The following is an 18,135-nucleotide window of genomic DNA, read 5'->3' on the forward strand; positions in this document are numbered from 1 at the left end:
CTTCTGGAATGGACGTCGATAGACGTTTTCTACTATCGGCCGTCGGCATTACTAGCCTTTTCGCCCAACATGTTATACTGTTTTTTAGCAGCAATTAGAGAAGGGATTGTGGTTATGGGTTACCAGCTGACCGAACGGGTGATCAAGTTATTATGCGGAAAGACCTCCTACGATCGCGGCGGGGTTTTATATAGAGATGGACATGTTACGATGTTGAAACAAGATACGGACACTCGGAAATACGAGGCTGAAGTGACGGATCAGGAGCCGGGTATCGCCTATGCCGAGATTGACTCGAACGGGGATGTATTCACGGAATGCAGCTGTATCGATTATGGATTCTCCCGGAAGCGATGCAGACATATTGCGGCTCTGCTCTTGAATATCCGTGATATTGAGCAAACGGTGGAAGCACCCATGCGCCCCTATCCATCGTTATTACATCCTTCTGACGGCGGAAATAATGGAGACGGGCAATTAACACCTCGGTACTCTACGGAGCATGAGAGAAGCTCGGACGAAGGGGAGCAGGATGCGCGGCTCAGCAGCCAGCTGCTCGGATTGTTCTCTTATTCTGCAGGCCGGAGGGCTACGGCAGCATCCAGGTTTGACACCCGGGAAGTTCTGGAGATGGAGTTCATTTTCAAGTTATATCCTTACGGAAATCGGAAATATCTGTTTGGCGTTGAACTGCGAATCGGTAAGAAACGCTTGTACATTGTGCAGCGGATCCGAGAGTTTCTGGCGTGTGTAAAACTCGGAGAGACCTGCATGTTCACGAAGAATTTCACGTACGATCCGGAGCAACACAGCTTTAAAAAGGAGGATGATGATATTCTCCATGAGCTGATTCGTATATACGAGCATGAAAGCATGTTTAAACAGTCACTGGACATGTATGCTCCGCATGGCAAAAAGGGAGGCGGCGACCGAATGCTGATTATTCCTCCCACTTTTTGGCCTGAGGTTAGGGAACGAATATCCCATTCGAACCATTCCCTGCTGTCTTTGGACGGGATCCTCACGGATAAGCTGGAATTCGTTCAAGATCCGATCCCCCTTCAATTCGAGTTTGATGAAGCCGGGGATGATCACTACCTGATGAAGATCGAGGGACTGGAGCGAATGATCGTTCTGGAGGGATACGGCCTCGTCATTGTGGACGGTAAGCTCATTCAGCTTGAATTGGATGCTTGCAGAAGACTCTCCGAGATGAAGGAGCTGCTTGAGAATTCGAATAAACCGCATATCCGGATTCAACCTGAGATGATGGAGTCCATTATGGAACGGGTGGTTCCGGGACTGATGAAGCTTGGAAGTGTCCACGTGGCACAGACCGTATCGGACCGCATTGTCAAAACGCCTTTAAAAGCGAAGCTCTATCTGGACAGGGTGCGTGGCCGGCTTTTGGCCGGACTCGAATTTCAATACGGAGAAATCACCATTAATCCGTTGGAGGGACATCGTGCAACACGCAGCAGCAGCTCAATTCTCGTTCGCGACGGAGAGCAGGAGCAGCGGATTCTAGAGCTTATGGAGAACGCCTCCTTTGCCAAAACGGATGGCGGCTTCTTCATGAACGATGAGGATGCCGAATACGATTTCCTGTATCATACGATCCCGCAGCTGGAGAAGCTGCTGGTTGTTTATGCAACGACAGCCGTGAAGGAACGGGTGCTTACTGAACCGATGGGAGCCAAGGTGCGGGTGGAGGTCGACGAACGGACGGATTGGCTTGAATTGAAGTTTGACATGGAGGGGATTCGGGAAGCCGAAATCCGGGAAATCGTCAAATCGCTTGAAGAAAAACGAAAATATCACCGGTTGCGAAACGGAGCGCTGCTTCCGCTGGAGAGCGCCGAGTTCCAGGCCATGGTTGCCTTAATGAACCGGGTAGGGCCTTGGTTATACGAAGGGGAGGGCACAGAATTCAAAATGCCGGCAGTCCAAGGACTTCAGCTGCTGGATTGGGAGGAAACGGGATCAGCGGTCCAGCTTGGCCGATCCTTGCGCCGAATGCTGCAGCACGTGAAGAATCCGGATCATTTGGATTTTGCCGTGCCGCCGAGCCTCGAAACGGTCCTCCGGGATTATCAGAAGTTTGGTTTCCAATGGATGAAGACGATGGCCCATTACCGCTTCGGCGGCATCTTGGCCGATGACATGGGCCTCGGTAAAACCATTCAGAGCATTGCTTTCATTCTGTCGGTGCTCCCGGAGATCAGAGAGCGCAGCGAACCTGCACTTATCGTGGCGCCTGCCTCACTGCTCTATAACTGGTTTAACGAGCTCCAGAAGTTTGCGCCCGAGATCAAGGCCGTCATTGCCGATGGCACGCAGACCGAGCGGACTAAGATTATACAGAATGCGGGGAACCCAGATGTTATCATTACTTCGTACCCGCTGCTCCGCAGGGACGTTGAGCGGTATGCGAAGCTGCCGTTCTTAACGTTAATTCTGGATGAAGCCCAATTCTTCAAAAATTATACAACGCAAACGGCTCAGGTTGTTAAAACGCTTCATGCCCGTTATCGGTTTGCACTGACAGGCACCCCGGTCGAGAACCGGCTGGAGGAGCTGTGGTCCATATATGACGCCGTTTTCCCGGCACTCTTTGGAGATCGAAAAGCGTTTCAGGAATTGCCGAAAGAAACCGTGTTGAGGCGGGTGCGTCCCTTCCTGCTTCGCAGGCTGAAATCGGATGTGCTCAAGGAACTGCCGGAGAAGATCGAGACGGTTCAGGCATCAAGCCTGCTGATCGAACAGAAGAAGCTCTATACAGCCTATCTTGCGAAGTTAAGACAGGAGACGCTCAAGCATTTGGCGCAGGATGGATTTCAGAAAAGCCGGATTCGCATCCTGGCGGGCATTACCCGTCTGCGCCAGATCTGCTGTCACCCGGCCCTATTCGTGGAAGGCTATGAGGGCAGTTCGGCCAAGTTTGAGCAGCTCCTGGAAACCATTGAGGAATGTCGTCTTGCAGGCAGAAGGATGCTGGTATTCTCCCAGTTTACGGGGATGCTGAATCTGATTGCCGGGGAGCTCGGATATCGGGGGATCCCGTTTTTCTATCTGGATGGACAGACTCCGGCATCGAAGCGGGTGGAGCTGTGCGAACGCTTCAACGAGGGAGAACGGGAAGTGTTCCTCATCTCGCTGAAGGCAGGCGGAACGGGGCTGAACCTGACCGGGGCCGATACGGTGATCTTGTATGACCTGTGGTGGAATCCGGCTGTGGAGCAGCAGGCGATGGACCGGGCCCATCGCATCGGACAGAAGAAGGTTGTGCAGGTGATACGGCTGGTGGCTCAGGATACCATCGAGGATAAAATGGCTGCTCTGCAGCAGAAGAAGAAGGATCTGATCGAGGAACTGGTTCAGCCGGGAGAAGAGTCGCTTCCAAGCTGGACCGAGGCGGAGATCCGGGAGCTGTTGTCCCTTCAGAGCTAAACTCATGGGTATGGATGGCGCTCGATTGCAAAAGATGACAAGGAGTTGTTGTTTTGAAAAAAACAATGCTTCTCATACTGGCAGCCGTGTTGGTCGTCATCAGTTACATGCCGCTGTTCCTGGGTGGATATGTATACAATGAAGAGCAGGCCTTGCGGCGCTTGCATCCTGCGTATACCGGGGATAAGTTATACGAGAGAATAGGGGATCATCACAAGCTGATCGTCTGGCATGATGGCAACGTGAAGATGGTCACCCTTATGGAAAGTAAATGGGGACTGCTGCACCGTGCTTCGAACTCGGTCGTTCTGGAACGGGGATCCGAAGATGAACCCTTTACTCGGATCTGGTCTGCTAGCCGTCGCGGGGAGGATATGTATGATACCTTACTGGCGGTCGAGACTTCAGAGAACGAGAGCAGGAAGATCATCGTGACTAATGAGCCATGGGATGATGAGCCGATCGATGATCTGGATCAGATCAAAGCCTTGTCCGGGGTCTACATTGAAATGGATGTCGAACAAGGATATGCCGTTCATTATGAACAGCTGCCTTCCGATCAAATCGGAGGTTTTATATTTCGAAGTATCGATTCCGAAGGGAATATTCTCTCCGTTCATCCTTAGCTAATGGGCGCAGAACATAAACGCTGATATAATAGCTGTATAAGATTGATGTAACGTATACTCCAGTTATAGAATAGGACGGTTTCCGGGATGATATCTTTTTTACTAACGTTAAAACGTCTTTTCAGCGGTCTGTTTCGAGCGTTTAAGCAGCGGTATTTTGTAGCGCTGTTTGTGCTTATCGTCATCATGCTGTTATCGGGCACGATGTTTTATACCAGACAAGAAGGCTTGTCGGTGCTGGATGCACTTTATTTCTGCGTGGTTACCTTGAGCACGGTAGGGCATCCGGAATTCGTGCCGCAGACGCCGCTCGGTAAAACATTCACGATGGTCTATATTGTCGTCGGAACGGGTTTATTCCTGGGGATGGCCGGACAATTGGCGTATGCCTTAATCCGAACGAATCAAAGGGATGAGAAGTAAACAACGAATTCATAATGAAAACGAAGAAACAGCCCTGGCGCCGGGGCTGTTTCTTTTCTTATGGAAAGACGGATGCTAGATGCTTGGTAAATCAATCCACAGCAGGTCTATTCAACCGTCACCGCGAAATAAAAGCTGGCTTCTCCTTGATCCAGGGGCCATGTGCAGTGAATTTCGTACAGGTACGAGCCGGCTTTCGCTGGTACGGTATATCCATCGTTACCTGAGTCCGTCAAGTTGAGAATGGTGAAGCCTTGTATTCCTTCGGGTGGCTTCGATTGAATGTCGGCACCGGCTTGGACCGCAACCGGCGTCATATCCTCAAGCCTGGGACGGGCCGCATCCGTCGTCGCGCAGTTATCCCCGTTGCACCACGAATAACCGCCGCGTTGCAGCTTGATCTCGGTGCCGTCAATGCTTACCTTGGGCAGCGGAGGTTCGGCGGCTTTCACCCACAGGGTCTGAACGGCTTTGCGGGCATTTTCCTTCGAGATCGGCGTTACGTTCTCAGACCTGGATCCGATGTAGTACCCGGTACCGAACACCATGATTAGAAGAACAATGTATAACACCGACCGCATTTTTTTCATGTCCAGCTGTCCCCCCTTTTATATCCTTTGTCTCATAACTTGCTAGAAAATATGTTATAATTTTGAAATCAGCACTTCCATTATAAACCAATCACGGATAGCAGGCGTTATATATTATGAGATTCTTTGAAGAGGATGAAACCTATGACAATAAAATGGTTAGCGTGGGCCAAGGAGATGCAGGCCATCAGCCAGGCCGGACTGGAGTATACGAGGGACGTTTATGACAAGGAACGGTTTGAGCAGCTGAGGGAGCTCAGCATCCAGATCATGCAGGAGTATACCGAGGCGGGCGAAGAGAAGATCCGTACGCTGTTTGCGAGTGAAACCGGATACCAAACGCCGAAGGTGGATGTCCGCGGCGTTATTTTTCAAGACGGAAAGCTGCTGCTGGTGAAGGAAAAGGCCGACGGGGCCTGGGCGCTGCCGGGAGGATGGGCGGACATCGGCTTATCCCCTGCGGAGGTCGTGGTGAAGGAAGTGAAGGAAGAGGCCGGTTACGACGTGCGTGCAGGGAGGCTGCTGGCCGTATTGGACAAGAAATTTCATAACCATCCGCCTTCGGCCTTCCACGTGTACAAAATGTTTATTCAGTGCGACATTACGGGCGGAGCTGCAGGTGTGGGGACCGAAACGTCCGCGGTCGGTTTTTTCCCTCAGGACGAACTGCCGCCGTTGTCCGAAGAACGGAATACCAAGGAACAGCTGAAGAGAATATTCGAATTCGAGAACAACCCGCATTTGCCGACTTGGCTGGATTAAAACATATAACAAAGGAGCGTAGACAATGTGATAGGCTTTAAACCTTATAAAGACGTACCGGATGAATCAGAAATCAGGCGTAGATTTCATGGGCGGATCAACATTTTCTTTTTCAGCGCATTTTTAATCTTTTGCGTCATTATCGTTCGAATGGCCATTTTGCAGTTCGTTGAGGGACCTGAGCTTGCGAGTCAGGAAACCGGAGGAGAGCAGAAGCATTTCCCGCTGCAGCCGATCCGGGGGTCCATCATCGATGCATCCGGCACCAAGCTTGCTTATTCCACGGCTTCAAACTCTTTATATATTACGCTCATGAAGGATTACAGCAAAAAGACGGACAAGGGCAAAGCGAACAGGCCGGAAGCGGAGGAAATGGCAAAACGAATTGTCCAAGCGTTTAACAAGTATGGGGACCCCGAGGCAGAACCGATTACAGTGAAGAAAGTGATGGACGACCTGGATTTGGAATATAACAAGCAGCATGGTTATGAACCCAGACGCATCAAGACGGATTTGACGAAGGAAGAGATCGCTTATTTTATGGAGAATCGTGCCAAGTTCCCCGGCATCCAGATCGTGGAGGAGAATGTTAGACACTATGACCTGGATACGGTGGCCGTTCAGACGATCGGGTACTTAAAGAAGTTCAGAGGCTCCAAAGACCTTAAGGTTTATGAGGCTATTGATCAGAGCAACAAGGATCAGAAAAATCCCGGCTTGATCTACACGGAAGAAGAGTGGATTGGCTATGACGGATTGGAGCAGATGTTTCAGGAAGAACTGCGCGGCAAGAGCGGATATTTAAACATCCCGATTAATCCCCAGAATATGGTAGATGGCGTTCCGACGATGGTCGCTCCCGAAAAAGGTCACAATATCCACACCACGATTCATAAAGACATTCAGCTTGCCACGGAGCAGGCCATTATGGATCAGCTTCAATATCTTCATACCCATCCGGTATCGGGAAAGCTTCATAAGGAAGCCTTAACTGGATACGCGGTCGCCATGGAGGTGGATACCGGTAATGTAGTCGCGATGGCGAGCATGCCGGATTACGACTCGAATGTGCGGGTAAATGGTGGCAAGATTACGCCGGATATCGTGGATTCGTCGGGAAACGGCACGATTACGATTTATGGATCAGGTCGCTCGGGAAACGGGTTTGAATCCACGATCTATCTCGGTTCCGTCATTAAACCGCTGACCGTGTTGATTGGGCTGAATGAGGGGTTATTTGGCTTGAACGAAACATATCCCGATAAAGGGTACGCTTTAATTGGCCGGGAAGGATATGAAAAGTCTATCTCCAACTCGGGCGGACATCGAAATGGGCCCATAAAGCCACAGCAAGCAATCCAGCAATCATCGAACGCCTTTATGATTGATATGATTGGCAAAAGGCTTGTCAATAAGTATGGTGGGGAGAAGGGTGTTACCGTCTGGGAAAAGTATATGATGCAGTTTGGACTTGGCGTTACAACGGGAAGTGGCTTGCCTGGAGAATTTAAGGGTCGTGGGGAGTATACCAATACGGAGGCAGCCGGAAGTAATCTCGCTGCGTTAGCCTATGCTTCTTTCGGACAGATGGGAAAATACACCCCGCTGCAGCTTGCCCAATACACCGTCATGCTGGCGAATGAAGGCAAGCGAGTCAAGCCACAGCTGGTTAGCAAAATCACGGATCAGGATGGCAAGGTGGTCAAGGAATTCGGTCGCGAGGTTCTGAACGAGGTCGAGTTCCCCAAAGCGTATTGGCAGACCATTAAGCGGGGGATGAATACCCAGGGGTTGGCAGCATTCGATGATTTTAAATATGATTTTGCCCGCAAAACGGGAACCTCCGAGCAGGAAGCTAAGGTGAATGGAAGATGGCAAAAGATTGATAACGGCGTCTTCATCGCCTTTGCTCCGCGAGATAATCCGAAGCTGGCAGTTGCCGTGGTTGTGCCGGAGGGCGGCTTCGGCTCGCAAAGCGCTGCGCCGATTGCGAGGAAAATATTCGATGCTTATGACGAAGTCTATGGACTTGATGGAACACCGCATCCGAAGAAGACAGATGAGCAGAAGGACAGCACTCAAGACGAGACAGGGGACAATGAATAAACAGCGTAGACGTAGAATCGTGAAGATTAGCGATGGGAAAAGGGGCGATAAAGCAATGATTTTGAATGTAATTATCCTTGTTATAACTGTCCTGTTAACCGGTTATTTTTCAATAAAATATCGCTTGTGGAAACGCATATAACAATAGGCAGGTTGTAGAGGCGAACTTGATCCTCTCCAATCCTGCCTTTTTTTGTAACTCATTTCATCAATAAGGATTGTCCTTGTTCTTCAGCACTTCCGCGAGAAAGGTCAGAGCCAAGCCTTGGCCCCAGCCCTGGATCCGCTTATCGGGCACGTCTCTGTAACCTGCGGCGTCCTTCATGACGGCCGTTCCCGCGGATACGCCGGTTACGGTGCCATCCTCGGTAATCTTGGACAAGATGCCGTCAATCGATTTCTGCGTGTATTTATTGTAGATGCGTCCCTTGGTCAGAAGGGCGGCGGCGATGCCGGCCGAGCCGGACGTTTCAAGCGGAGACTGCGGATCGGTCGTGATCGTATGCCACAGGCCGGATTCATGCTGCAGCCGAACCAGGGTGCTGAGCTGGTCGCGCAGCGAGCCTTCGATGATCATGAAGGAAGGATGCGTAACCGGCACGAGCTCCAGGGCACGGGCCAACGTGATGGCGGCCCATGCATTGCCCCGGCACCAGAACACGCCCGACATATGGTTGCCGGCGATATTGTCCCAGCCGTGGTAATAGAGATTCGTAACAGGATCCTGCAGGCAATCCTCATGGCCATGATACTGCTTCAGGCCATCCTCGAAGTAATTCTCCCGGTCCAGCATCACGCCGATTCGAAGCAGGAAGTAGCCTGCCATGAACATCGTATCAACCCATGCCTGCTCCGGAAAGTTATACGTTTCGGAGTTCACCGTATGCTGAAAGATGCCGTTGCCGAAACGCAGCGCATCATGCGTGAGAAACTCGGCCATTTCCTTGGCCGTTTCAATATACCGCTCATCTTCATAAACCTCGTATAAGGTCAGCAGGGAATGACCGATGGAGACGCCGTTGACGGACAGCTTGGGCAGCCCATCCTCCATATTTTCATCGACCCAGGCTTTCAGCTGTTCCAGATACTCCTGTTTGCCGGTGGCCTTATAGGCTTCGCATACTCCGTAAAAGGCGACCCCGCCCGGCCAGTCCCAGCTGAAATCCATACGAAAGGTCCGGTCGACCACGCGGTCTATGACAACCTCAATCTGTTGATCATCAAATACAAGTGCAGGCATGATGAGAAACTCCCTTCATATTCTATTTGCTTCTATCTGTATGAATTACCCTTTCAATCCCGTCGTGCTGATCCCTTCCACGATATATTTCTGGAAGATAAAGAAGACGATGACGACCGGCAGCAGCGATAAGGTAGCCATAGCAAACATGCCGCCCCAGTTATTAAGCGACTCCCCGTCAAGGAACAGCTTCAAGGCAAGTGACACCGGGTATTTCTCCGGATTGTTCAAGTAAATGAGCGGATTGATGAAATCATCCCATCTCCAGTAGAAGGAGAAGATGGAACACGTAATGAGAGCGGGTACGATCAATGGCACAACGATCCGGAAAAATATCCCGTATTTGCTGCATCCGTCAATCTTGGCGGCTTCATCCAGTTCCTTCGGAATGGTGCGAATAAATTGCATGATCAGGAAGATGAAGAACGGAATGCCAAAGAATTGGGGAACAATTAATGGTTTGAAGGAAGCCAGCCAGCCGAATTTGGCGAACATCACATACTGCGGAACGATCACGACATCATGAGGAAGCATCATCGTAATCATCATGCAGGCGAACCAGAATTGCTGACCGAAGAACTTGGTCCGAGCCAGGCCGAAGGCGACAAGCGCAGAGGAAGCGACGGCACCGATGGTGGATATGATGACAATGATAAAAGAATTTTTAAAGAAGGTACCGAAGGTAGTCCCGGCAAAACCCTTCCAGCCTGTAGCATAATTCGAGAATTCCAGCCGACTCGGAATCAGGCTGTAAGCCGTCGTGAATATTTCATGATTGGGCTTCAGCGAGCTGGCGACCAGCCACAAAATCGGATAAGTCATGCAGAGGGCGAACAATCCGACCAGGGTATGGTAGAGAACACGTCTGGATTTGGTCATAACCGTCAATCTCCTTTCGACTCGTAATGAACCCAGCGGGTGGATGATCTGAAGATGAGCAGGGTCAGGACACCAACGATAATGAGCATGATCCAGGCAAGCGCCGACGCGTATCCCATCTCAAAATGCGAGAACGCCTTGCGATACAAATAGAGCGAATAGAGCAGCGTCTGGTCCAGGGGCCCGCCTTCTCCGCGCGAAATAATGTAGGCCGGAGTGAAGGTCAGGAACGCCGAAATCGTCTGGAGCGTCAAATTAAACAAAATAATGGGGCTGAGCATAGGCAGCGTAATCTTGAAAAAGCGATGGACCGCATTGGCACCGTCCACGCTGGCAGCCTCATAGTAATCCTTCGGGATATTTTTCAAACCAGCCAGAAAAATGATCATCGAGGAGCCGAACTGCCAGATAGACAAGGCGATCAGTGTCCATAGCGCCGTGCTCGGATTCCCGATCCAAGAGGTCGTGGAATGGATCCCGAAGAGGGAAAGGGCAGAGTTCACGAGTCCCTTGTCGCCAAAGATCTGCTGCCACATGATAGCCACGGCCACGCTTCCGCCAATGAGAGAGGGCAGGTAGAAGGCAGAGCGGTACAGCCCCACCGCCTTGGTTGCGGTATTCAGGATCATGGCAACAAAGAGGGCGAAGATAAGGCGGAGGGGGACACTGGCAAATACATAGGTGAACGTGACCTGGAACGATTTGCCGATCTTGTCGTCCTCCAGGAACAACCGTTCATAATTCCCCAAGCCCAGCCATCTTGGCGCTTCCATCAGATTGTAATTGGTGAACGAATAATACAGGGACGACAGAATTGGATATAAGGTAAAGATGAGAAAACCAAGAACGAACGGCGCTGAAAACACGTAACCGGTGATGTGCTCGTTCTCACGGAGCCTCTTCATAGATTTCAACCCCTATGATTCAGATTTGGTTGCGCCCCGTGCAGGGGTCACTGATGTAAAAAGGCATCTCTTGCACGGGAAAGACGTGCCGGAGATGCCTTGTCTAGCCGTGTCCTGGTTATTGCTGAGATCTGGCCAAGATGGCATTCGCTTCCTTGCGGAACTCGGCCGCGGCATCTTCGATCGAGATTTTCTTGAACAGGATGCGTTCGCTGAGATCTCGCAGCAGCTTCTCGATCTCTACCGCGCCGATCGGGTTAGGCGGATCGCCTGGCGTGCTGTTGGCCTCAGCCCAAGTAACATAGTCGAAAATTTTGGCTTCGTTCTCGGAGAGGAGCGGCTTGAGCGCTTCCTTCACCTTGGCGGATACGGGAACGCCGCGTTCGCCCTTGATCAGCTTGTTGGCCTCAATGTCGTTGATGAAGAAGCTGATGAATTTGGCGGCTTCTTCTTTATGCTTGGAGGTTTCGGTGACCGAGAAATACATCGAAGGTTTCAGGAAGAGTCCTTCTTTTGTTCCGGGTCCCGGCATCGGATTCAGCTCCAATGGACGATCGGTTACCAGATTGGCCACGGCGAGGAATTGGTTGGACCAGCCGGTGCCTGATATAGAGTTGCCCAGGACAATTTCATCCTCTTCGGCTACGCCTTTCTTCTGGGCTTCCTTGTCCAGGGACAGGATATATCCGTTGTCGTACCATTTCTGGTAGCGGGTGAAGTAATCGATAAAAGGCTGGTCGTCGCTGTATCCGATTGTTTTGCCGTCAGCGCTGTACATTTTCTGCCCGATGGTTCTTAGGTAGTAAGGGAAGAAGACGTCATGCCGGTAAGCAAAGCCTCCGATTTGCAGGCCTTTTTCTTTGGCTTGGGCCCCCATCTTGTCCATGTCGTCCCAGGTCCATTCCTTGGACGGAATATCGATGCCGTTCTTCTTCATCGTCTCCACATCGAATGTAGTCTGGAGTGCGTTCACGCCGAGGTTCATGGCAACCAGCTTGCCGCTGACCTCACCGCCGCTCAGCGCATTCTCGCTGACATCGGCGACATCGAGCTCGCCGCTCTCGGTAAACGGCTTCAAATCCGCCAGTTGATTCCGGCCTGCATATTGATTCAGGTAGGAGATGTCCATCTGGATAATGTCCGGAAGTCCGCCGGCCACCGCTTGGGGAGCAAGCTTCTTCCAATAGTCATCGAATGGAGCATACTCCGGCTCAATGGTGACATGCGGATTCTGGGACTCATACATCTCGATGACCTTCAAGGTATAATCATGCCGGGACTGACCGCCCCACCACGCAATGCGGAGCTTGACCGGATCCTTGCTATCGCTTGCAGCCGCCGGCGGCGTTTCCGTTCCGGTTCCGCCGTTTGCCGGTGGTTCTGCGGCGCCGCCGCCCGAACAGCCGATCAAACTTCCGATCAGGGAAAACATCAGAACCGCGTTTAACACTTTTTTCATTCCATTTCCTCCCCTTTGTTAATCAACCATTTCATGTCGCTCCAAATGTTAGTGCTTACATTCCCAATTATCTAGTGTTTGCGGGGAAAGAGTAAGGAAAAAAACCGTGCAATTTGTTTAAAAAGCAGAGATGTACGTACAAGTTAATCACTCTTTTTCATATATTCAGAGGGTGTACGGCCAATCTGTTTCTTGAACACTTGGCTGAAATATTGAGGATTATCGCCGAAACCGAGCCGTTCCGCCATTTCAAAAATTTTGATATCGGGATCGCTTGCCATCATTTCGGTTGCGCGCTTCATCCGAAGCTTCATCACGTAATTGGAGAACTTCTCGCCGGTCTCCTTCTTGAACAGCTTGCCGAGATAGTCGGCGTTCATATACAGCATGTCGTTTGCCACCAGATTGAGGGTAAGCTCCGAGTTCCCCAGCTGCTCCTCGATAATCTCAACCACCTTGCGGACGATGGCATTATATTTGACTTTGTTCTGCTCGAAGTTTCGCAGCGTGATTTCCCGTACCGTTTTCTCCAAGAAAGATTGAATGGCTTGAAGCGTACTCATCTCGGCGATTTCCGGAATCCGTGCATAGTGTTCTTGCATCCGATCCGGGTCGGTTAGACGGATGAGGGATACATATTGCTGAATGACATAGGATTTGGTCATGTCGATACTAAGCTGCGCATGCTTCAGCTCCTGAACAAATTCGGCCAAGGCAAGCTCCGCTTCGTTGCGGTGGCCGGATCGGACCGGCATGCACAGGCGTTCCTCGTCGAGGACAAACGTTCCTTCCAGGCCGCCGGCGTGCAGCGTATCTTCCGTCGTGATCATCCCGCTCTCATCCAGATAGAATCGGTAGTTCAAGCATTGCAGCGTATCCCGGTACAGCTTCCGCGCCAGGGTAACAGGTCCGGGATCGCTGATCGCGATTGTGACGTCCATCTTGTAATACTGTTTAAAAGTACACCGGATATCCTGCAGCTGCTCATGGAGCCGCTGCTGATCATGTTGGTTCTCGATTAGCACCAGTACATGCTGTCCGATCGTCGTACTCAGCAGCGTTGTGTCCAACAGATCCTCCGCAATGTTCTTCACGGCAAATTGATGCTCGTATTCGACGGTGCCCTCCAGTTGGAACAATAGCAGCCGTACGGGCTGATCGAAATCGTATTCGAACAGGCTTCGGTACTCCTCCAGATCATGGCGCCCATAGGTCTTGTTGGTGACAAACTCTTTGAGCACCTGTTCTTTGACATGGGGCAGTACCTTCCGGAGCCGGTTCTTCATCTCCTGGACAAACGTTTCCTTGTTCCGGTCCTGGGTCAACTCGTTGATGACCTCTCTCAGCGCTCCTCCGATCTTGACCTCGTCGGTCGGCTTCAGCAGATAATGCTTCACGCCGTATTGCATGGCGCGGTTGGCATACTCGAATTCACCGAAGCCGGACAGCAATACGAATTTGATATGAGGATGGGAGGCGTGGGTCTTGGCAACGAGCTCCAGACCGTCGAGCCCGGGCATGCGAATGTCGCAAACGACGATATCCGGGCTCTCCCTGACGATTTTTTCATATGCTTGAATTCCGTTCTGGGCCGTGCCCGCCAGCTCGGTTCGGTATGATCGCCAGTCCACCATCTGAGATATGCCATCCAGTATAATCCGTTCATCGTCCACAAGCAGAACTTTGTACATCCGAATCCCTCCGTTATTTGGGTAAATACAGAATTACACGGGTCCCAAGACCCGATCCGCTGTCAATGGACAAACCGTAGTGGTCGCCAAAAGCCAGCTTGATTCGTTCATCGATATTTAACAGTCCGATCCCGTTACCGCTGGTGGCCAAATCGCCATTTCGCAATTGCGTCAAGGTATCTGGTGTCATGCCGGGACCGTCATCCTCCACGATGACGCAGAACGCGGAAGGTGTCTCCTTGCAGAACAATGAAATTCGGCAAGGGTCAACGGACGGCTCCAGCGCGTAATGAATCGCATTTTCGAGCAGAGGCTGGAGAGACAGCTTGGGGATTTTGCGGTGCAGATCCTGCTCCTTAACATCCAGCGTAAACTCTAGTCGGTCTTCAAATCGGAACTTCTGTATGAGGACATAGTTTCGGACAATCTCCAGTTCTTCACCCAGTGTCAGAATCGGTTCCTTCAGACTGACGGAGTTACGGAGAAGGAAGGCTAACGCTTGCACCATGTCGGAGATTTGGGTTTGCTTGTTCATCTTCGCCAGCCAGTTCACGGATTCCAGCGTGTTATACAAAAAGTGGGGGTTGATTTGCGCTTGCAGCGCTTTGAACTCGGTCTCTTTGATCAACAATCGGTTTGAATAATTCTCGGTGATGAGGGCATTGATTCTTTCGATCATGAGACGGAATGTGCGATGCAGCAGGCCCAGCTCGTTCATGGCGACAGGGGCGGCGTCCTGCGGGAGCACGTTGGCTTCCGCAAAGTTTCCTTTTTCCGCGAGCTTCATCCGGGTGATGAGACTTTCAATAGGACGTGTCAGACCCCGGCTGAACCGGATGCCGAGCAGAATCGCAACCGCGAAAATAACGGTGAACACGATGATGACAAGCTCTTTAATGAAAATGATTTGCTTGAAGGTTTGGTTAAAGGGTGTAACATTCATATACGTCCAGCCCGTGTTGCCAGATCGATTATGTGCGATAAAGTAGGTATGGCCATCGATTTCCCGAGTTAGGTACCCGTTTCCGGACGACAGGGAGGATTGAATGACGACCGGATCGAAGTGCGGCGTTGCGGGATATATGACATCGGTACCGGAAGTTACGATCAGGTCGCTTTCCCCGCCGGCGGACTTCCGGACGATTTTGTCCATATTGATGCGAATGATGATGGTACCCAAATAGTTAAGATCGAACAAAGTGCCGGAATAGGATCTTATTTCCCGGGAAAGTAGAAGGGCAGAATCCGTATCGTCAGGGTATATCCAGCGCTCTCCCCCATCCGCGTCCCCGGCAAGCTGAAGAATCAATTCCTTCTTGGCGGGATCAATCGGGACAACGCTGCCGACGTCCTGCTGCTGATCATACGAATCGATCAAGTGAATGGAGTAGAGCATGGGCTCGGAGCCTACGTAATTCAGGAGGCGGTCCACCAAATGCTGCCGGAGGATGAGCCTGTCATAGTCGGATTCGCTTCCGGCGATGGAACGTAATATATTCTGGATCTGGGTATCGGTAATGATATTAAAAGATAACTGTTCGATCCGCTCGAGCTCTGCCTCAATCGCGGAGGAAGACAGGTGAAGGACCTGGGAAGATTTGAGGTACAGCTGCTCGTCGTAGATGGAGAAGGCATACTGCTGGACGATGACGGCGAACGTGAATGCCATTGCAACAATTAAGCTGATAAGAAGGGAAAGCTTATTTTTGATTTTCATATTTTTATATATCGTTATCCATTTTTGCACGGCAACGTCTCCTTGCGCTGGTCCCAAAATGTTGTGTACACATTATGTACCGGGCTGTAAACGCTGTCAATACAAGCGCTGTTATTCCAGCACCTGGAGAATAATTAAAGAGGCTTTGCTTATGTAGTCGGTTATTTGAACAAGGAGAACGGTTATTTGAATTTATGTTCGGAGGCTCGTAATTCATAATGGATTTAGATGAAATTCAACCGGGAGAGGTGAAGTACGTTGCAATGGATGTATAAATTTGATTTTGGAACGGGAACGCCGGGCCAAGAACATATCAAAATAAACGCTGAAACCTTATATAATCCCGACCTTGGCTACGGATTCCATTCCTTATCCAACGTCTCTGCCTTGAAGCGCGCAGGGGAAGAGGCATTAACGGGAGATTTTATCATACCACTGAATGCTGCGTTTCAAGTCGATGTGATCGATGGTCTGTACACCCTGCATCTGCTGATCGGTGATGCCTGGTTTGATACCGAAACTTCGATTCGTGGAACGGAAGGTCAGATGCTGCTGGACGGGAAACGTTTACCGGCAGGCCACTTTGAACGATTTAGCATCACGGTGCCGGCCGTCCAAGGTAAAATCGTACTGACCTTCTCGGGCCGAGCTCCCCGGATTAATGCAATGGAAGTGGCACCTGCGCCACATGCTTGCAACTTGTTTTTGGCAGGGGATTCAACGGTAACGAACCAGCCTGCGGACGGTTATCCCTATGCCGGGTGGGGGCAAATGCTGCCCGCTTATATTAAAGCGGATGCGGTTGTGAGCAATTATGCTCGTTCCGGCCGAAGCTCCAAGAGTTTTATTACGGAGGGATTATTGGAGCAAATACGTGAGAAGATGAAGCCTCATGATTATATGCTGATTCAGTTTGGCCATAACGACCAAAAGCGGGATGAGGAGAGGTATACGGAGCCTTTTTCGAAATACAAGGAATTTTTAAAGAAATACGTGGATGTTTGCCGGGAGAAACTGGCGACGCCGATCCTGGTAACGCCCGTTCATCGTCGCTATTTTGATAGTAAGGGGCTATTGGAAGACACGCATGGCGATTATATCACGGCGGTGCGCGAACTGGCGCAGGAGGAGCATATCCCCTTGGTCGATTTGGCGGCGCTGAGTTTGGAGTATTTTAACCAGTTGGGTCCCGAAGGGACCAAATCCGTGTTTATGTGGGGGAGGCCAGGGGAATTTCTTCTGTTTCCGCAGGGCGTAATGGACAACACTCATTTTCAAGAGCGCGGTGCGGCCCGATTGGCCGATATGGTGGTTGGCGGCTTGAAGGCATTTGACTCCAGCCGTTGTCACTGTTTCTACGCTAGCATGATGGGTCGGAACGTGGATTAAAGGAACTTTCTGCGTTGATCGCGAATCTAGTATCTATTCAAATTCCTTAAATTATGAGTTGTGAGGAGTGAAACTCATGTCAAAAGGTGAAAAACATTGGATTATTCCGGATGGGTATATCCCTCCTGAAAGCAGCGGAGAACTAACCAGTCATGAATCCGTCTGTGTCTTGAACTTATCCGAGCAGGACGTTGTGGTCACGATTCATGCTTACTTCGAGGATCGTGATCCGTTGCTGGGAATGGAAAACACCGTACCAGCTAGAAGGACCAAGCATATACGAACGAGCACGCTTCAAACGGACGGCGGGGACGGTATCCCTCCAGGTATTCCTTATGCCATGGAAGTTACGAGCAGTGCACCCGTATTTGTTCAATACAGCCGTCTCGATTCGACTCAGCCCGAGAATGCGTTGATGAGTGTCATGGCGTATCCGGTAACCCGATCCTAAGGAAGGTGATTGAATGGTACGGGATATCATATATACCTCAGAGCCGCCTGAGGATTTTCGTCAACTGGAAGCATTGTACGCTTCGCTTGGCTGGAACTCTATTCGTCTATCCGTCACCGAATTGAAAACCATGTGTTTGCAGAGCTGGTATGCCATCTATGCATATGAAGGACAAACACTGGTGGGCATGGGGCGGTTGATTTCCGATGGGGTGATCACTGGCGTTATATGCGGATTAGGCGTACAACCGGATTATCAGTCCAAGGGGATAGGCCGACAGATCCTCCATCGATTGGTTGAACATTGCGAGAAGTCCCGGGTCTTCCCGCAACTGATGTGTGAAGAAGGGCTGGAACCGTATTATGAAAAGCTGGGTTTCCAGCGATTTACCATTGGGATGAAGAAGGATATACAGCGATAAAAGAAAAGAAGGACCGCGGGACG

At 50.8% G+C, this 18,135-nt stretch carries 14 protein-coding genes and 1 pseudogene; 8 read left to right on the forward strand and 7 right to left on the reverse strand.

Annotation, left to right across the window (positions count from 1 at the left end; translation table 11 throughout):
* The first annotated feature begins 114 nt into the window (after positions 1–114).
* The 3 genes from ACPV3A_RS15195 to ACPV3A_RS15205 all read left to right on the forward strand — a co-directional run bounded on the left by ACPV3A_RS15195 (position 115) and on the right by ACPV3A_RS15205 (position 4,502).
* Positions 115–3,450, forward strand: a complete 3,336-nt coding sequence (locus tag ACPV3A_RS15195; protein ID WP_426200134.1) for an SNF2 helicase associated domain-containing protein — start codon at positions 115–117, stop codon at positions 3,448–3,450.
* Positions 3,451–3,503: 53 nt separating this feature from the next.
* On the forward strand, positions 3,504–4,076 hold the full coding sequence (locus ACPV3A_RS15200) for a hypothetical protein (protein WP_426200135.1): 573 nt from the start codon (positions 3,504–3,506) through the stop codon (positions 4,074–4,076).
* A 90-nt stretch (positions 4,077–4,166) separates the two neighbouring features.
* Positions 4,167–4,502, forward strand: coding sequence for a potassium channel family protein (locus tag ACPV3A_RS15205; protein ID WP_194543676.1), 336 nt, complete (start codon positions 4,167–4,169; stop codon positions 4,500–4,502).
* Between the two features lie 107 nt (positions 4,503–4,609).
* On the opposite strand, the gene ACPV3A_RS15210 is transcribed toward ACPV3A_RS15205, so the two are convergent.
* Positions 4,610–5,092: a hypothetical protein gene (locus tag ACPV3A_RS15210; protein WP_220684515.1), complete on the reverse strand. Its 483-nt coding sequence runs from the start codon at positions 5,090–5,092 to the stop codon at positions 4,610–4,612.
* 144 nt (positions 5,093–5,236) lie between these two features.
* On the opposite strand from ACPV3A_RS15210, the gene ACPV3A_RS15215 reads away from it, so the two are divergent.
* Entirely contained in the window at positions 5,237–5,854 is a 618-nt protein-coding gene (locus ACPV3A_RS15215) for an NUDIX hydrolase (protein ID WP_220684516.1), read from the forward strand.
* 27 nt (positions 5,855–5,881) lie between these two features.
* Entirely contained in the window at positions 5,882–7,960 is a 2,079-nt protein-coding gene (locus ACPV3A_RS15220) for a peptidoglycan D,D-transpeptidase FtsI family protein (protein WP_426200136.1), read from the forward strand.
* Positions 7,961–8,168: 208 nt separating this feature from the next.
* Here the strand turns inward: ACPV3A_RS15220 and ACPV3A_RS15225 are convergent, their stop codons facing one another.
* From ACPV3A_RS15225 to ACPV3A_RS15250, 6 genes are all read right to left on the reverse strand, one after another.
* Positions 8,169–9,200 carry a glycoside hydrolase family 88 protein gene (locus ACPV3A_RS15225; RefSeq protein WP_426200137.1) on the reverse strand — a complete coding sequence of 344 codons (1,032 nt, stop codon included), beginning with the start codon at positions 9,198–9,200 and terminating at the stop codon, positions 8,169–8,171.
* 45 nt (positions 9,201–9,245) lie between these two features.
* Positions 9,246–10,022 carry a carbohydrate ABC transporter permease gene (locus ACPV3A_RS15230; protein ID WP_426200177.1) on the reverse strand — a complete coding sequence of 259 codons (777 nt, stop codon included), beginning with the start codon at positions 10,020–10,022 and terminating at the stop codon, positions 9,246–9,248.
* 62 nt (positions 10,023–10,084) lie between these two features.
* Complete coding sequence (locus ACPV3A_RS15235) at positions 10,085–10,984, reverse strand: carbohydrate ABC transporter permease (protein WP_009589786.1); 900 nt, start codon at positions 10,982–10,984, stop codon at positions 10,085–10,087.
* A gap of 118 nt (positions 10,985–11,102) precedes the next feature.
* Positions 11,103–12,443 (reverse strand): ABC transporter substrate-binding protein, encoded by a 1,341-nt coding sequence (locus ACPV3A_RS15240; RefSeq protein WP_220684519.1) that lies wholly within the window; start codon positions 12,441–12,443, stop codon positions 11,103–11,105.
* Between the two features lie 143 nt (positions 12,444–12,586).
* A complete protein-coding gene (locus ACPV3A_RS15245; protein WP_426200138.1) occupies positions 12,587–14,134 on the reverse strand; it encodes a response regulator transcription factor in 1,548 nt (515 codons plus the stop codon).
* A 13-nt stretch (positions 14,135–14,147) separates the two neighbouring features.
* Entirely contained in the window at positions 14,148–15,881 is a 1,734-nt protein-coding gene (locus tag ACPV3A_RS15250) for a cache domain-containing sensor histidine kinase (RefSeq protein WP_426200139.1), read from the reverse strand.
* A 237-nt stretch (positions 15,882–16,118) separates the two neighbouring features.
* Between ACPV3A_RS15250 and ACPV3A_RS15255 the strand changes: the two are divergent.
* From ACPV3A_RS15255 to ACPV3A_RS15265, 3 genes and pseudogenes are all read left to right on the forward strand, one after another.
* Positions 16,119–17,215 (forward strand): annotated as a pseudogene (locus ACPV3A_RS15255) (rhamnogalacturonan acetylesterase).
* 101 nt (positions 17,216–17,316) lie between these two features.
* On the forward strand, positions 17,317–17,691 hold the full coding sequence (locus ACPV3A_RS15260) for a sensory rhodopsin transducer (RefSeq protein WP_426200140.1): 375 nt from the start codon (positions 17,317–17,319) through the stop codon (positions 17,689–17,691).
* A gap of 13 nt (positions 17,692–17,704) precedes the next feature.
* On the forward strand, positions 17,705–18,112 hold the full coding sequence (locus tag ACPV3A_RS15265) for a GNAT family N-acetyltransferase (protein ID WP_426200141.1): 408 nt from the start codon (positions 17,705–17,707) through the stop codon (positions 18,110–18,112).
* Positions 18,113–18,135: the final 23 nt, after the last annotated feature.

Source organism: Paenibacillus sp. Dod16 (genome assembly GCF_049893405.1).
Lineage (GTDB): Bacteria > Bacillota > Bacilli > Paenibacillales > Paenibacillaceae > Paenibacillus_AQ.